This window comes from Prevotella sp. ne3005 (genome assembly GCF_900110085.1).
Lineage (GTDB): Bacteria > Bacteroidota > Bacteroidia > Bacteroidales > Bacteroidaceae > Prevotella.
Genome location: NZ_FOCK01000008.1, coordinates 111407 through 127873, shown reverse-complemented (window position 1 = coordinate 127873; position 16467 = coordinate 111407). Strand labels below are relative to the sequence as shown.

Genomic DNA, 16467 nt, shown 5'->3' with positions numbered 1-16467 from the left:
ATATGGCTTCAAAAATCATTGATAACAGAGTAAACTTTGGCAGCGTCAAGAATCCCATGCCGTTTCCGGATTTCCTTGATGTGCAATTAAAGTCATTCAAAGACTTCCTGCAGTTGGACACTCCGCCTGAGGAACGCAAGAATGACGGTTTGTATAAGGTGTTCGCAGAGAACTTCCCTATCACCGACACGCGTAATAACTTCGTTCTTGAGTTCCTGGATTACTATATTGACCCGCCCCGCTACTCCATCGACGAGTGTCTGGAGCGTGGCCTGACCTATAGTGTGCCTTTGAAGGCTAAGCTGAAACTGTATTGTACTGACCCGGATCATGAGGATTTTGATACGGTTGTCCAGGATGTGTTCCTGGGACCGATTCCCTATATGACCGCCAATGGTACGTTCGTTATCAATGGAGCCGAGCGTGTTGTTGTATCTCAGTTGCACCGTTCTCCCGGCGTGTTCTTCGGACAGAGTGTACATGCCAACGGTACGCTGCTTTACTCTGCACGTATCATCCCGTTCAAGGGATCATGGATCGAGTTCGCTACCGACATCAATAATGTGATGTATGCGTATATCGACCGTAAGAAGAAATTGCCCGTTACCACCTTGTTGCGTGCCATCGGTTATGAGACTGATAAGGACATCCTGCAGATCTTCGACCTCGCTGAGGAGGTGAAGGTGAACAAGACTGCCCTGAAGAAGGTGCAGGGATGTAAGCTTGCTGCCCGTGTGCTGAAGAGCTGGAACGAGGATTTCGTGGATGAGGATACTGGCGAGGTTGTTTCCATCGAGCGTAATGAGGTGCTCATGGAGCGTGAGACCGAGATTACCGAGGACAACATGATGCAGATTCTGGAGAGTGGTGCCCAGACCATCCTCGTACATAAGGACGAGTCGATGGCCCAGGATTACTCTATTATCTTCAACACCCTGGCCAAGGATACATCGAACTCTGAGAAGGAGGCCGTGCTCTACATCTATCGTCAGTTGCGCAATGCCGACCCTGCAGATGATGCCAGCGCCCGTGAGGTGATCCAGAACCTCTTCTTCTCTGACAAGCGCTATGACCTGGGTGATGTGGGTCGCTACCGTATTAATAAGAAGCTTGGTCTCGACACCGATATGGATGTGCGCGTGCTGACCAAGGAGGATATCATTGAGATTATCAAGTACCTGATCCAGCTCGTCAACTCCAAGGCAGCCGTCGATGATATCGACCACCTGTCAAACCGTCGTGTACGTACCGTTGGTGAACAGCTGTCTAATCAGTTCTCCATCGGTCTGGCCCGTATGAGCCGTACCATCCGTGAGCGTATGAACGTACGTGATAATGAGGTGTTCCAGCCGACAGACCTGATCAACGCGAAGACTATCTCCAGCGTGATCAACTCGTTCTTCGGTACCAACCCGCTGTCACAGTTCATGGACCAGACGAACCCGCTGGCTGAGGTGACCCACAAGCGCCGTCTCTCCGCCCTGGGCCCTGGCGGTCTGTCACGTGAGCGTGCAGGCTTTGAGGTACGTGACGTACACTACACACACTATGGTCGTCTCTGCCCGATTGAGAGCCCTGAGGGTCCGAACATCGGTCTGATCTCGTCACTGTGTGTCTATGCAAAGATTAATGAACTCGGCTTCATCCAGACTCCTTACCGTAAGGTGGAGAATGGTGTTGCCAACCTCGATAACAATGAGATTGTCTACCTCACCGCAGAGGAAGAGTCTGAGCACATCATCGGTCAGGGTAATGCTCCGCTGAATGATGACGGAACGTTCATCCGTGAGGTTGTGAAGTGTCGTCAGGACGCTGACTTCCCCGTGGTACCTCCCACAGATGTGGACTTGATGGATGTCTCTCCGCAGCAGATCGCTTCTATTGCAGCCTCGTTGATTCCGTTCTTGGAGCACGATGATGCCCACCGTGCACTGATGGGATCGAACATGATGCGTCAGGCTGTGCCTCTGCTTCACAATGAGGCTCCTATCGTAGGTACCGGTATCGAGAAGCAGGTTTGTGAAGACTCTCGTACGATGGTGACTGCAGAGGGTGAGGGTGTGGTTGAGTACGTGGATGCCACTACGATCCGTATCCTTTACGACCGTACCGAGGACGAAGAGTTCGTCAGCTTCGAGCCCGCTCTGAAGGAGTATCGTATCGCTAAGTTCCGCCGTACGAACCAGAACATGACCATCGACCTGCGTCCTATCTGTGAGAAGGGCCAGCGTGTGAAGAAGGGTGACATCCTGACTGAGGGTTATGCTACGGAGAATGGTGAGTTGGCTCTGGGTCGTAACCTGCTCGTGGCTTACATGCCTTGGAAGGGTTACAACTATGAGGATGCCATTGTGCTTAACGAGCGTATCGTTCGCGAGGATGTGCTCACCTCTGTACATGTGGATGAGTATACGCTGGATGTTCGTGAGACCAAGCGTGGTGTTGAGGAGTTCACGGCTGATATCCCCAATGTCTCTGAGGAGGCTACCAAGGACCTCGACGAGAATGGTATCATCCGTGTCGGTGCTCGTGTGGAGCCTGGTGATATCCTGATTGGTAAGATCTCGCCGAAGGGTGAGAGCGATCCTTCACCTGAGGAGAAGTTGCTCCGTGCCATCTTCGGTGACAAGGCCGGTGACGTAAAGGATTCTTCACTGAAGGCCAATCCTTCACTGTCGGGTGTTATCATTGATAAGAAACTGTTTGCCCGTGCCATCAAGGATCGTAAGTCGAAGCAGCAGGATAAGATCACGTTGGCTAAGATTGACGAGGAGTATGATGCTAAGGTTGGCGACCTGAAGGATATCCTGATTGACAAGCTCCTGGAGTTGACGAAGGGTAAGACCTCTCAGGGTGTGAAGGATTATACTGGTGCTGAGATTATCACCAAGGGCAGTAAGTTCACTGCTACCGCCCTGCGTAACCTCGAGTATGGTGACGTTCAGATCAGCAACTGGACAAATGATGAGCATAAGAATGAGTTGATAGCCAAGCTGATTATCAACTTTATGAAGAAATACAAGTTGCTGGATGCAGAGCTGAAGCGCCGTAAGTTTGCCATCACCATTGGTGACGAGCTGCCCAACGGTATTCTGCAGATGGCAAAGGTCTATGTGGCCAAGAAACGTAAGATTGGTGTGGGTGACAAACTCGCCGGTCGTCACGGTAACAAGGGTATCGTGTCGAAGGTGGTGCGTCAGGAGGATATGCCGTTCCTTGAGGATGGTCGTCCTGTTGACCTCGTGCTGAACCCGCTGGGTGTGCCTTCACGTATGAACCTCGGTCAGATCTTCGAGGCTATCCTCGGTGCTGCCGGTAAGCGTCTCGGTGTGAAGTTCGCTACCCCGATCTTCGATGGTGCCAAGCTGGACGACCTGGCAGAGTGGACCGACAAGGCAGGCCTGCCTCGTCTCTGCTCTACTCACCTCTATGACGGTGAGACGGGTGAGATGTTCGACCAGCCGGCAACGGTAGGTATCACCTACTTCCTGAAGCTCGGTCACATGGTTGAGGATAAGATGCACGCCCGTTCGATTGGTCCGTACAGTCTTATTACCCAGCAGCCGCTCGGTGGTAAGGCACAGTTTGGTGGCCAGCGTTTTGGTGAGATGGAGGTCTGGGCTCTGGAGGCATTCGGTGCAAGCCATGTGCTTCAGGAGATTCTGACCATCAAGTCTGATGATACCGTAGGCCGTTCGAAGGCTTACGAGGCCATTGTCAAGGGTGAGCCCATGCCTACGCCGGGTATTCCCGAGTCACTCAATGTGCTGCTGCACGAGTTGCGCGGTCTCGGCCTGAGCATCACGCTTGATTAATAATATAAGGTAAACAAGAAAAAAGGTAAAATTGAAATATGGCTTTCAAGAAAGATTCAAAAGTAAAGAGTAATTTCACGAAAATTACCATCGGACTTGCTTCACCCGAAGAAATCCTCGAGAGCAGCTTCGGAGAGGTTACCAAACCCGAGACCATCAACTACCGTACCTACAAGCCGGAGCGTGACGGTCTGTTCTGTGAGCGCATCTTCGGTCCTACAAAGGACTATGAGTGCGCCTGTGGCAAGTACAAGCGCATCCGCTATAAGGGCATCGTCTGCGACCGTTGCGGTGTAGAGGTGACAGAGAAGAAGGTGCGTCGTGAGCGTGCCGGTCACATCGAACTTGTTGTGCCCGTAGCGCATATCTGGTATTTCCGTAGCCTTCCCAATAAGATTGGCTATCTGCTCGGTCTGCCTACTAAGAAACTCGATGCAGTTATCTATTATGAGCGTTACGTGGTGATTCAGCCAGGTGCCATGGCAGGCAAGAAGGATGCTGAGGGTAACGATGCCATCGGTTCCAATGTCTTTGACCTGCTGTCTGAGGAGGAGTATAATGATATCGTTGACAACCAGATCTCGGCTGATAATGACTATCTGGACGACAGCGATCCCAATAAGTTCATCGCCAAGATGGGTGCAGAGGCCATCTATGACCTGCTCATCCGCCTTGACCTTGACTCATTGTCATATGAACTGCGCGACCGTGCCAACAGTGACTCTTCCGTACAGCGTAAGAATGAGGCTCTGAAGCGTCTGCAGGTGGTAGAGGCTTTCCGTCAGAGTGTAGAGAAGGGTATCAACCGTCCTGAGTGGATGATCATGAAGATTATCCCTGTGACACCGCCGGAGCTCCGTCCGCTCGTTCCACTGGATGGTGGTCGTTTCGCTACATCCGACCTGAACGACCTCTATCGTCGTGTTATCATTCGTAATAACCGTCTGAAGAGACTGATGGAGATCAAGGCCCCTGAGGTGATTCTCCGTAATGAGAAACGTATGCTTCAGGAAGCTGTCGATTCTCTCTTCGATAACAGCCGTAAGTCTTCGGCCGTGAAGAGTGACTCTAACCGTCCTCTGAAGTCATTGTCTGACTCTCTGAAGGGTAAGCAGGGCCGCTTCCGTCAGAACTTGCTCGGTAAGCGTGTTGACTACTCTGCTCGTTCGGTTATCGTCGTAGGTCCTGAGTTGAAGATGGGTGAATGCGGTCTGCCAAAGCTGATGGCAGCCGAGCTCTACAAGCCGTTCATCATCCGTAAGCTCATCGAGCGCGGTATCGTGAAGACAGTGAAGAGCGCCAAGAAGATTGTGGACCGTCGTGAGCCGGTCATCTGGGATATCCTTGAGAACGTGATGAAGGGTCACCCCGTTCTGCTGAACCGTGCACCGACACTGCACCGTCTCGGTATTCAGGCTTTCCAGCCGAAGCTCATCGAGGGTAAGGCAATCCAGCTTCACCCGCTGGCATGTACGGCGTTCAACGCTGACTTCGACGGTGACCAGATGGCTGTACACCTCCCGCTCTCTAATGAGGCTATCCTTGAGGCTCAGCTTCTGATGCTCCAGAGCCATAACATCCTGAATCCTGCCAACGGTGCTCCTATTACGGTGCCTTCACAGGATATGGTGCTTGGTCTCTATTATATCACCAAGATTCGTCCGGGTGCCAAGGGTGAAGGCCTGACCTTCTATGGTCCCGAAGAGGCTATCATCGCCCATAATGAGGGCAAATGTGATCTTCATGCACTGGTGAAGGTGGTTGTCGACGATATCGTTGACGGCAACCCCGAGCGCCACATGATCGAGACATCCGTAGGTCGTGTCATCGTCAACGGCATCGTTCCGAAGGAGGTTGGTTTCGTGAATACCGTCATCTCCAAGAAGAGCCTGCGCGACATTATCGCCAATGTGATCAAGAACGTTGGCTTTGCTGAGGCTTGCGAGTTCCTCGATGGTATCAAGAACCTTGGTTATCGTATGGCATATCTGGCAGGTCTGTCGTTCAACCTCGATGACATTATCATCCCGAAGGAGAAGGCTGACCTGATCAAGAAAGGTAATGAGGAGGTACGTCAGATTACCGACAACTATAACATGGGATTCATTACCGACAATGAGCGTTATAATCAGGTCATCGATACCTGGACGCACGTCAACAATGATATCGGTAACATCCTGCTGAAGCAGATGACTGAGGCCGACCAGGGCTTCAACGCCGTATTCATGATGCTGGACTCTGGTGCCCGTGGTAGTAAGGACCAGATCAAACAACTTTCTGGTATCCGTGGTCTGATGGCTAAGCCTCAGAAGGCAGGTGCCGAAGGACATCAGATTATTGAGAACCCAATTCTGTCGAACTTCAAGGAGGGTATGTCGGTGTTGGAGTACTTCATCTCTACCCACGGTGCCCGTAAGGGTCTTGCCGATACCGCCATGAAGACGGCCGACGCCGGTTACCTGACCCGTCGTCTGGTAGACGTGTCTCACGACGTGATCATCACTGAGGAAGACTGTGGCACCCTGCGTGGTCTGCAGTGTTCAGCCTTGAAGAGTGGTGATGAGATTATCTCCAGTCTGTCGGAGCGTATCCTTGGCCGTGTGTCGGTCCATGATGTCATCAATCCTAAGACCGGTGAGGTCATCGTTGAGGCTGGTGAGGAAATTACCGAGCCCATCGCAGAGGCTATTGAGAAGGCTGAGATTGAGAGCGTCGAGATCCGTTCCGTGCTCACCTGTGAGTCGAAGAAGGGTGTTTGCATGAAATGTTACGGTCGTAACCTTGCTACACGCCGCATGGTACAGAAGGGTGAGGCTGTTGGTGTGATTGCTGCCCAGGCTATTGGTGAGCCGGGTACTCAGTTGACACTGCGTACGTTCCACGCCGGTGGTGTGGCTGCCAACGCTGCTGCTAATGCCAGCATCGTATGTAAATATGAACACGCAATGATTGAGCTGGAGGAAGTCCGCACGGTTCCGTTTGATGAGGACGGTCATGAGTGTGAGATGGTTGTTAGCCGTTTGGGTGAACTCCGTTTCGTCGATCCGAATACCAAGATTATCCTCTCTACCGTGAATGTGCCTTATGGTTCTTCACTCTACTTCCATGGAGGTGACGAGGTGAAGAAGGGCGATAAGATTGCCCAGTGGGATCCGTTCAATGCCGTTATCGTGACCGAGTATGCCGGTCGTCTTAAGTTCAACGATGTCATCGAAGGTGTCACCTTCCGTGCTGAGACTGATGAAACCACAGGTCTGACAGAGAAAATCGTTACAGAATCTAAAGACCGTTCGAAGGTGCCTACCTGTGACGTGATTGGTGCTGATGGCGAGATCATTGGTACTTATAACTTCCCGGTGGGTGGTCACGTGGTTGCTGAGGATGGCCAGACCGTCAAGACTGGTGAGACTCTCGTGAAGATTCCTCGTGCTGCTGCCAAGGGTGGTGATATCACTGGTGGTCTGCCTCGTGTCACTGAGCTCTTTGAAGCTCGTAACCCATCGAACCCCGCTGTTGTCAGCGAAATCGATGGTGAGGTTACCATGGGTAAGGTAAAGCGTGGTAATCGCGAAATCATTGTTACCTCAAAGACTGGTGAGCAGCGCCGTTACCTCGTATCACTCTCCAAACAGATTCTGGTACAGGAGCACGATGCCGTACGTGCCGGTACACCGCTTTCTGACGGTGTGATTACGCCTGCCGACATTCTGGCTATTAAGGGTCCCACCGCCGTTCAGGAGTATATCGTGAATGAGGTACAGGATGTGTATCGTCTGCAGGGTGTGAAGATCAACGATAAGCACTTTGAGATTATCGTTCGTCAGATGATGCGTAAAGTACAGATCAATGAGCCGGGCGACACTTCGTTCCTCGAGCAGGAAATCGTCGACAAGCTCGACTTCGCCGAGGAGAATGACCGTATCTGGGGTAAGAAGGTGGTGACCGACGCCGGTGACTCCGAGAACCTGCAGAAGGGTCAGATTGTGACGGCCCGCCGTCTGCGTGACGAGAACTCTATGCTGAAGCGCCGTGACCTGAGACTTGTTCAGGTGCGTGATGCTGTTCCCGCAACGTCTACACAGATTCTCCAGGGTATCACCCGTGCCGCATTGCAGACCAAGTCGTTCATGTCAGCCGCATCGTTCCAGGAGACCACGAAGGTGCTCAACGAAGCTGCCATCCGCGGAAAGGTCGACCATCTGGAGGGTATGAAGGAGAACGTGATCTGCGGTCACCTGATTCCTGCCGGTACTGGCCTGCGTGAGTTTGAAAAGATTATCGTCGGTTCCAAAGAAGAGTATGAGCGCATCCAGGCAAATCGCAAGAATGTACTCGATTTCGCTGAGGAAACCGTCCTCGATGAGAAGTAATCAGATAGCAATTAGCTATTAATTAAAGTAAAAAGTGTTATATCTTGTTAAATCAAACAAGGTATGACACTTTTTCTTTATTATATATTAGGTGGAATCGGAAAATAGTTGTACCTTTGCAGCCCGAAACGCCCTTCTGAGCGAGGATAGGCGTTGTAAAGTGCTGAATATAAACAATATATATATAATAAATTAAAAAATTAAAGTATTATGCCTACAATTTCACAATTGGTAAGAAAGGGCAGAAAGGTGATTGTTGACAAGTCAAAGTCACCCGCGCTGGACAATTGTCCTCAGCGTCGCGGTGTCTGTGTACGTGTCTACACAACAACCCCGAAGAAGCCTAATTCGGCTATGCGTAAGGTAGCCCGTGTTCGTCTGACAAATCAGAAGGAAGTTAACTCTTACATCCCCGGCGAGGGACACAACCTGCAGGAGCACTCCATCGTGCTCGTTCGCGGTGGTCGTGTAAAGGACCTGCCAGGTGTACGTTATCACATCGTTCGCGGTACTCTTGATACTGCCGGTGTAGCAAACCGCACACAGCGCCGTTCAAAGTATGGTGCTAAGCGTCCTAAGGCTAAGAAGTAAGAAGTGGCCGGAGAAGGTCAGTCGAGCCAAAAGAAATCAAATTTAATCCGTTTTGCTGGAGAAATGTTATAAGGTTGAGTAAATGCTCATGTGAGAGCGTTGAAGAACAAGTAAGAACAGCCCCCAAGCAGAATTTAATCATTCAAAACAAACAATGAGAAAAGCAAAACCAAAGAAGCGTGTGATCCTGCCGGATCCCGTGTTCAACGACCAGAAGGTCTCAAAGTTCGTGAATCACTTGATGTACGATGGTAAGAAGACTAAGTCGTATGAGATTTTCTACAATGCACTGGAGACAGTGAAGGCAAAGATGCAGAACGAGGAGAAGTCTGCCCTGGAGATCTGGAAGCAGGCCCTCGACAACATCACTCCTCAGGTGGAGGTGAAGAGCCGCCGTATTGGTGGTGCAACCTTCCAGGTACCGACCGAGATTCGTCCCGATCGTAAGGAGAGTGTGTCTATGAAGAATATGATCGCTTTTGCCCGCAAGCGCAGTGGTAAGTCCATGGCCGACAAGCTGGCTGCTGAGATTATGGATGCCTTCAATAACCAGGGTGGTGCCTTCAAGCGTAAGGAGGATATGCACCGTATGGCTGAGGCTAACCGCGCATTTGCCCACTTCCGTTTCTAAGATAGGTATTATAATAAGGTAAAGAAGTTAAAGGATAAACAAGACAATGGCAAATCGCGATTTACATTTGACTCGTAACATCGGTATTATGGCCCACATCGATGCAGGTAAGACCACCACTTCTGAGCGTATCCTGTTCTATACAGGTAAGACTCATAAGATTGGTGAGGTGCATGATGGTGCCGCTACGATGGACTGGATGGCCCAGGAGCAGGAGCGTGGTATCACTATTACATCTGCTGCCACCACTTGTAACTGGACATGGAACAATAAGACATTCAAGATTAACCTCATTGATACTCCGGGACACGTGGACTTCACCGCTGAGGTGGAGCGTTCACTGCGTGTACTTGACGGTGCTGTGGCTACTTACTCTGCAGCCGATGGTGTGCAGCCTCAGTCTGAGACTGTATGGCGTCAGGCCGACAAGTACAATGTGCCCCGTATCGGTTATGTAAACAAGATGGACCGTTCTGGTGCTGACTTCTTTGAGACTGTTCAGCAGATGAAGGACATCCTGGGTGCAAATCCTGTTGTGATTCAGGTGCCCATCGGTGCTGAGGAGAACTTCAAGGGTCTTGTTGACCTGATCAAGATGAAGGCCATCCTGTGGCATGATGAGACCATGGGTGCTGAGTATGACGTTGAGGAAATCCCCGCTGATCTGGCAGCAGAGTGCGACGAGTGGCGTAACAAGCTGCTTGAGGCCGCTGCAGAGTATGACGAGGCTCTGATGGAGAAATATTTCGACGATCCTGATTCTATCACAGAAGATGAGATCATCGCTGCTATCCGCAAGGGTACTATCTCTATGCAGTGCACACCTATGCTGCTTGGTTCTTCCTATAAGAACAAGGGCGTACAGCCTCTGCTCGACTACGTATGTGCCTTCCTGCCCGCTCCTGTTGACGTGGAGGTGATCAAGGGTACCAACCCCAACACTGAGGAAGAGGAAGACCGTGAGCCTTCAGAGGCTGCTCCCACATCAGCACTCGCCTTCAAGATCGCAACTGATCCGTACATGGGCCGTCTGGTGTTCTTCCGTGTCTATTCTGGTAAGATCACTGCCGGAAGCTACGTCTTCAACCCCCGTTCAGGTAAGAAGGAGCGTATCAGCCGTCTGTTCCAGATGAACTCAAACAAGGAGATTCCTATGGAGTCGATTGACGCTGGTGACATTGGTGCAGGTGTAGGTTTCAAGGATATCCGTACTGGTGATACCCTCTGTGATGAGAATGCACCCATCGTACTGGAGTCAATGACCTTCCCCGACACGGTAATCTCTATCGCTGTCGAGCCGAAGTCTCAGGCTGATGTTGCCAAGCTTGATAACGGTCTCGCCAAACTGGCTGAGGAAGACCCGACGTTCACTGTTCGTACCGATGAGCAGAGTGGTCAGACCATTATCTCTGGTATGGGTGAGCTTCACCTCGATATCATCATCGACCGTCTGAAGCGTGAGTTCAAGGTTGAGTGTAATCAGGGTAAGCCCCAGGTTAACTACAAGGAGGCCATTACCAAGACTGTTATGGGTTACCGCGAGGTTTACAAGAAGCAGTCAGGTGGTCGCGGTAAGTTTGCCGATATCATTGTGAACGTTGGTCCTGTTGATGAGGATTACGACATCAAGGAGAATGGACCTCTGCAGTTCATCAATGAGGTTAAGGGCGGTAACATCCCCAAGGAGTTCATCCCCGCTATCCAGAAGGGCTTCGAGGCATCGCTCAAGAACGGTATCCTCGGTGGCTATCCTATGGATTCACTGAAGGTGACTGTGGTTGATGGTTCGTTCCACCCCGTTGACTCTGACCAGCTCTCATTCGAGATTGCTGCCCAGATGGCATACAAGGCAGTCTGCGCTCAGGCTAAGCCAGTACTCATGGAGCCCATCATGAAGCTTGAGGTGGTAACACCTGAGGAGAACATGGGTGATGTGATTGGCGACCTGAACAAGCGTCGTGGCCAGGTGGAAGGCATGGAAGAGGCTCGTAGTGGTGCCCGTGTTGTTAAGGCTCAGGTTCCTCTGTCAGAGATGTTCGGTTATGTAACTGCCCTGCGTACCATTACCTCTGGTCGTGCCACCAGCTCTATGGAGTACGATCACCACGCACCGCTCTCCAGCGCTTTGGCTAAGGCTGTGCTCGAGGAGGTTAAGGGCCGCGCCGACCTGGTATAAACAAGCAAATCCGGAGTGCCGCTGAGCAAATGACTCTTTAGCGGCCTCCTTATATTAAAATTAAATATTTAAAATTAAAGACATGAGTCAGAAAATTCGTATTAAGCTGAAGAGCTACGACCATAAATTGGTTGACAAGTCAGCAGAGAAGATTGTGAAGGCTGTTAAGGCCACAGGTGCTATCATCAGCGGTCCTATCCCCCTTCCCACACACAAGCGTATCTACACCGTGAACCGTTCTACCTTCGTTAACAAGAAGGCTCGTGAGCAGTTCCAGCTGTCAGACTACAAGCGTCTGATTGACATCTACAGTTCAACGGCTAAGACTGTTGACGCCCTGATGAAGCTCGAGCTCCCCAGCGGTGTTGAGGTAGAGATCAAGGTATAGTAATATCTCAGATGACAATAATGAAGCGACGTATCCCCGATGCGTCGCTTTATTCGATAAATACGTTATGCGACAGATTGTACTTTTTCTTATCACGTGTGGCGCACTCCTGACCTTCATGGGTTGTGGAGATGATAAGTCTGTGAGACATTTGCCGCACTTGGATGATACGCCTTACCAGGCTGATTCGGTGTTAGTGACTTATGCCACCCAGCCTGAACGGGCACTCGCTCTGCTCGATTCGGCGTTGCTCCTTGGAAACATCAGCGACTACCGTGGTCAGTTCATCCGCGCCAAGATATATAGTAAGTCACTCATGGAGCAACGCCAAGACTCGGCCATCATCATCTGCAAGGCATTGCTTCTCCACGACTCCGTGCGTAATGAGCCTAGTGAGCAAGAGGGGGTTCTCGATATGCTCATCGCTGCTAGTCGTGCCAAGCACGATGACGAGCAGTATCTGCGCTGGGCTACGAAGAAGGCCGAACTTTGCCAAAAACAGGGAGAAGAGACTGAGCAATGGCGCACGGAGGCCGATATTGGACTCGTCATGACCTATCTGGGACAAGTGGATGAAGGAATCGCGAAACTCGACGAGGCCATAGGTCATCTTGATGCCGCGGGCAGTATTGACCGTATGGATGCGTTCATCGTTGCTGTAAAACGAAAGATTAATGCTCTCAACGACTTGGAGCGCTACGACGAAATTATCCCGTTAGCGCAGCGTATCCTCGACCGTCTCGACCACTATGAGCATCATGCCAAGGACTATGCTGAGGACAGCTATCGCCTTTCGTGGAGCGATAGCCCTAGTGACCGCGATCGTTATCTGGACTTCAGCCGTGCCCAGGCATGGGGATTCATGGCCCATGCGTATGCCTTGATGAATGAAAGGGAGAAAGCCCGCGAGTATCTGTCGCTTTTCGACCATAGCGGCTACGGCCAGACATTCGCAGCGCGTCGCTTTATTACTTCTACGCAGATGGCACTTGGTATGTACGATGAGGCTTTGAGTACCTACAATGAGATAGAGCATCGCTTGGGTGCTGACACATTCAACAATAACTATACTGTCATCCTCCGCTCACGTGCCATCGCTGCCCGTGCCCAAGGTCGTATCGCGGAGGCCTACGATTACCAAACGCGCTATGCTGCTCTCTCCAAGATGGTCAGTGATAGCCTGCACCGAAGTGAGGCACACGATTACGCCGCTCGCTACCATGCCCAGGAACAGCAACTTGAGATTCGGGAGAAGGAAGCCGAGGCTGAGCGTTCGCACATCGTTAGCCTCGCTGTGGCTCTTGTTGCTCTGTTGGCTATCGCCTTTGCCATCTACTTCTTCCGTCAGAAGCGTATTGTCAGTGAAAAGAACCATGCCTTGGTGCGCATGATTAACGCCATGCAGCCAAAGCCCATCGACTCGAGTGCTGTCAATGATGCCGATTCGGAGCTTTTTGAGCATATCGACACGGCTATCCGTAATGAACACCTCTATGCCAATGTCGGCCTGCAGCGCCAGGATATCTGCGATCGTTTCAACATCAGTCGACATACATTGAACGACTTGCTGGCGGAGCACGCTGACGGCCAGTCCTTCCCGCAGTATGTCAATACAATCAGGCTGGAAAAGGCGCTATATCTGCTTCGCGACGAACCTGCTAAGACTATCTCGGCCATCGCCACCGAAGTAGGTTTCACACCTGCCAACCTCCGTGAACAATTCAAACGTAAATATGGTATGACTCCTGTTGAATACCGTCAGAATCTATAAGATAAGAGGTGTTTATCCCGTTTCCGATGCACGCATTTGGGACACGTACCAAATGCGTGCATATATTTTCATCAAAATCCCATAAATTATGAGTATCTTTGCAGATGAAATATCAACCAAATGGATAAAGATCTATTTAAAACCATCGATTCGGTTATCCGCAAGGAACGTCTTTACGCACAAGTCAACCTAATGCGTGAGGATATTATGCAGCGCTTTAATATTGGGCGTCATCATCTGAATGATCAGCTCAATACCTTTGCCGATGGAATGTCTTTTCCACAATACATTAACTCCATCCGCATGGAGGTCGCTTACGACCTGCTTACCAAACATCCGGAGAAGAGTATTACCGAGATAGCCCGTGAGGTGGGGCTTACTGCTCCCAACTTTCGTGAGCAGTTCAAGCGTTGCTATGGCATCACGCCAGCAGAATACCGCTCCGGGCTTGCTGCCACCGACGAAGAATAATAATCTATTAATATAAATGTACGCGCAACAGAGTCTTCAAGATACCCTCTTTCTCATGCTCTACGGCGGCGTTGCCATATTGGCCTTGGCAATAGGTCTCTATCTGTGGCTAAGACGTAGCAACGCCATTGCGCCAGATGTTACTCCCCCGATGGCGCTGCGTCTATGGACAGCTGCCTTCTTCATCACGGCAGCACTGAGCCACGTATGGTGGTATGTGCTTGGCGTCTATTGGCTGGCAGACGACCGTTTGGTGCGCAATATCGTGGCAGTTACGCTCGACCATGTCACCCTTGTGCCACTTGTGATGGCCCTTCTGCTGCATATGTTGCAGGATCGTAAGCGCCCTCTCTGGCCGTGGGGCTTGGCTCAATTGCCAATCGTCGTTGCTGCTGCCGTGGGTGTTATCAGGCACGACGAGTTCTATGGCTTTGAGGTGACGACTTACTGGCAGATAGCTGTCATGATCGTCTTTGTCATCTATTACATACATGCACTAATACGGTACGGCCGTTGGCTACATGAGAACTACGCCGACCTTGAACACAAGGAGGTGTGGCAGAGTCTGCTTTTCGTGGCCGCTCTTTTTGTGGTCTATGAGGTCTATTTCACGAACCCGGGAGAGATGGCAAGAGAGTATCTGGCACAGCTGGAAACGCTCGCCATCATCGCCTTCCTCCTCTGGCGCGTCGAGACACTGCAGGAACTTGACGATAAGTTGTCAGATGTCAGTCAAGCTGATGAGCCATCTATGAGCCTGCCCACAACCGTCAACATCCAGCAAATGCTGAAAACATGCTGCGAGGACAAACAGCTTTATCTGCAGCATGACCTCACCCTACAGCAACTTGCTACAGTTATTGGTACTAATCGGACCTATCTGGGTGGCTATTTTGTCCAACAGGGCTTTACTTACAATACCTATATTAACCGTTTGCGCATTGAACACTTTATCCGCCTCTATCATGAGAAAATGAACTCGGCACAAACCATGACAGCCGTGCAGCTTGCTCAGCAGTGCGGATTCCGCAGTTACAGCACTTTTTCTACAGCCTTTAAGCAGTTCAAAGGGCAGACTGTTGCTACCTGGATGAGGCTTCAGACGGCATCCGACTCTCAGAATTTACAAAAGTAGTCTCAGAATTTACAAAAGTAGTCTCAGAATTTACAAAAAGTACCGTTGCAAGGCATTAACCCTTGCTAAATCCATAGAAAAATGCTACTTTTGCAGGGCGAGAAAGCGCAATCAGCAAGACAGATAACAATTAAAATATGTACCAAGGAAAAAAGATGATTCAGCCACCCTACTTAAAGGCGGGGGACAAGGTAGCCCTTGTATCCCCTGCCTATTGGGTGCCGCAAGAAGCCTTGCAGATGGCTGCTGAAGTCATAAAGAGTTGGGGCTTACAACCCGTGATAGGACCCAACACCAATAATCTTAATGTCAATGCCTATGCAGGAACGGCCGACGAGCGTGCCGCCGATTTGCTTTGGGCGCTCGAAGACGATTCGATCAAAGCTGTTATATGTTCGCGTGGCGGCTATGGTTCCATTCACCTGTTGGGCCGTATCCCACAAGAGACCTTTCTTCAGCATCCGAAATGGCTGATTGGTCATGGTGACATCGCCATGCTGCTTTATGCAGCGACAGGTGCAGGCCTGATGAGTATCCACGGCCCCATGGCCTTCCAGATAGCAAGCTGTCAGGAGCCGGCAAGCAGTCTCACCCGTAACATCCTGTTTGGCAACCTGCCCCAATTCATTGTTCCCGGCAATCCCTATAACCGTTGCGGACATGCAGAGGGCATCCTTATAGGGGGTAATCTCTCCAGCTACGCCGTTGTGGCAGGAACCAGATTCCAACTCCCACCTAAGCAAGACATTATTCTATTTATAGAAGAGGTGGAAGAATCGCTGCACAACATAGACCGATTGTTCTATATGCTGACCCTGCAACACGACTTTGAGAGAGTGAGAGGCATCATCCTGGGCACGTTCAGCTCCATCAGGTACGATCTTCAGTATGGCAGTGTCGAGCAAATGCTGATAGCACACCTGCATCAATATGAGATTCCCGTATGTTGTGGCTTCCCCGTTGGTAGCAATAGTTGCATCCCGCTGATTGAGGGCGCCCCCTGCTCGCTGGATGTGACAACCGAAAACGCCATGCTGGGTTTCAATATCAAAGGCTCCGTACAACCCTATAATGTGGATATCGCAAACCCAAAACTGATAAAGGAAAAAGAACTATAAC

The 16467-nt window shown here is 50.7% G+C and carries 10 protein-coding genes; all 10 read left to right on the top strand.

Features of this window, described 5'->3' with window-relative positions; all coding sequences use genetic code 11:
* Positions 1 to 2 precede the first annotated feature (2 nt).
* The 10 genes from rpoB (at position 3) to BMY16_RS12455 (ending at position 16466) form a co-directional block, all read left to right on the top strand.
* Positions 3 to 3815, top strand: coding sequence for a DNA-directed RNA polymerase subunit beta (gene rpoB, locus BMY16_RS12500; protein WP_091842950.1), 3813 nt, complete (start codon positions 3 to 5; stop codon positions 3813 to 3815).
* 38 nt (positions 3816 to 3853) lie between these two features.
* On the top strand, positions 3854 to 8185 hold the full coding sequence (gene rpoC, locus BMY16_RS12495; RefSeq protein ID WP_091842947.1) for a DNA-directed RNA polymerase subunit beta': 4332 nt from the start codon (positions 3854 to 3856) through the stop codon (positions 8183 to 8185).
* Between the two features lie 210 nt (positions 8186 to 8395).
* On the top strand, positions 8396 to 8776 hold the full coding sequence (rpsL, locus tag BMY16_RS12490) for a 30S ribosomal protein S12 (protein ID WP_013063973.1): 381 nt from the start codon (positions 8396 to 8398) through the stop codon (positions 8774 to 8776).
* A 154-nt stretch (positions 8777 to 8930) separates the two neighbouring features.
* Positions 8931 to 9407, top strand: coding sequence for a 30S ribosomal protein S7 (rpsG, locus tag BMY16_RS12485; protein WP_091842946.1), 477 nt, complete (start codon positions 8931 to 8933; stop codon positions 9405 to 9407).
* Positions 9408 to 9453: 46 nt separating this feature from the next.
* On the top strand, positions 9454 to 11583 hold the full coding sequence (gene fusA, locus BMY16_RS12480) for an elongation factor G (RefSeq protein ID WP_091842943.1): 2130 nt from the start codon (positions 9454 to 9456) through the stop codon (positions 11581 to 11583).
* Positions 11584 to 11665: 82 nt separating this feature from the next.
* On the top strand, positions 11666 to 11971 hold the full coding sequence (gene rpsJ / locus BMY16_RS12475; protein ID WP_013064715.1) for a 30S ribosomal protein S10: 306 nt from the start codon (positions 11666 to 11668) through the stop codon (positions 11969 to 11971).
* Between the two features lie 67 nt (positions 11972 to 12038).
* A complete protein-coding gene (locus BMY16_RS12470; RefSeq protein WP_091842941.1) occupies positions 12039 to 13742 on the top strand; it encodes a helix-turn-helix domain-containing protein in 1704 nt (567 codons plus the stop codon).
* Positions 13743 to 13862: 120 nt separating this feature from the next.
* Complete coding sequence (locus BMY16_RS12465) at positions 13863 to 14213, top strand: helix-turn-helix domain-containing protein (RefSeq protein ID WP_091842938.1); 351 nt, start codon at positions 13863 to 13865, stop codon at positions 14211 to 14213.
* A gap of 16 nt (positions 14214 to 14229) precedes the next feature.
* Positions 14230 to 15348: a helix-turn-helix domain-containing protein gene (locus tag BMY16_RS12460; RefSeq protein WP_091842935.1), complete on the top strand. Its 1119-nt coding sequence runs from the start codon at positions 14230 to 14232 to the stop codon at positions 15346 to 15348.
* Positions 15349 to 15485: 137 nt separating this feature from the next.
* The gene (locus BMY16_RS12455) at positions 15486 to 16466 is read left to right on the top strand and encodes a S66 peptidase family protein (RefSeq protein WP_091842932.1); all 981 of its coding nucleotides are present in this window, start codon (positions 15486 to 15488) and stop codon (positions 16464 to 16466) included.
* The last annotated feature ends 1 nt before the right edge of the window (position 16467 follow it).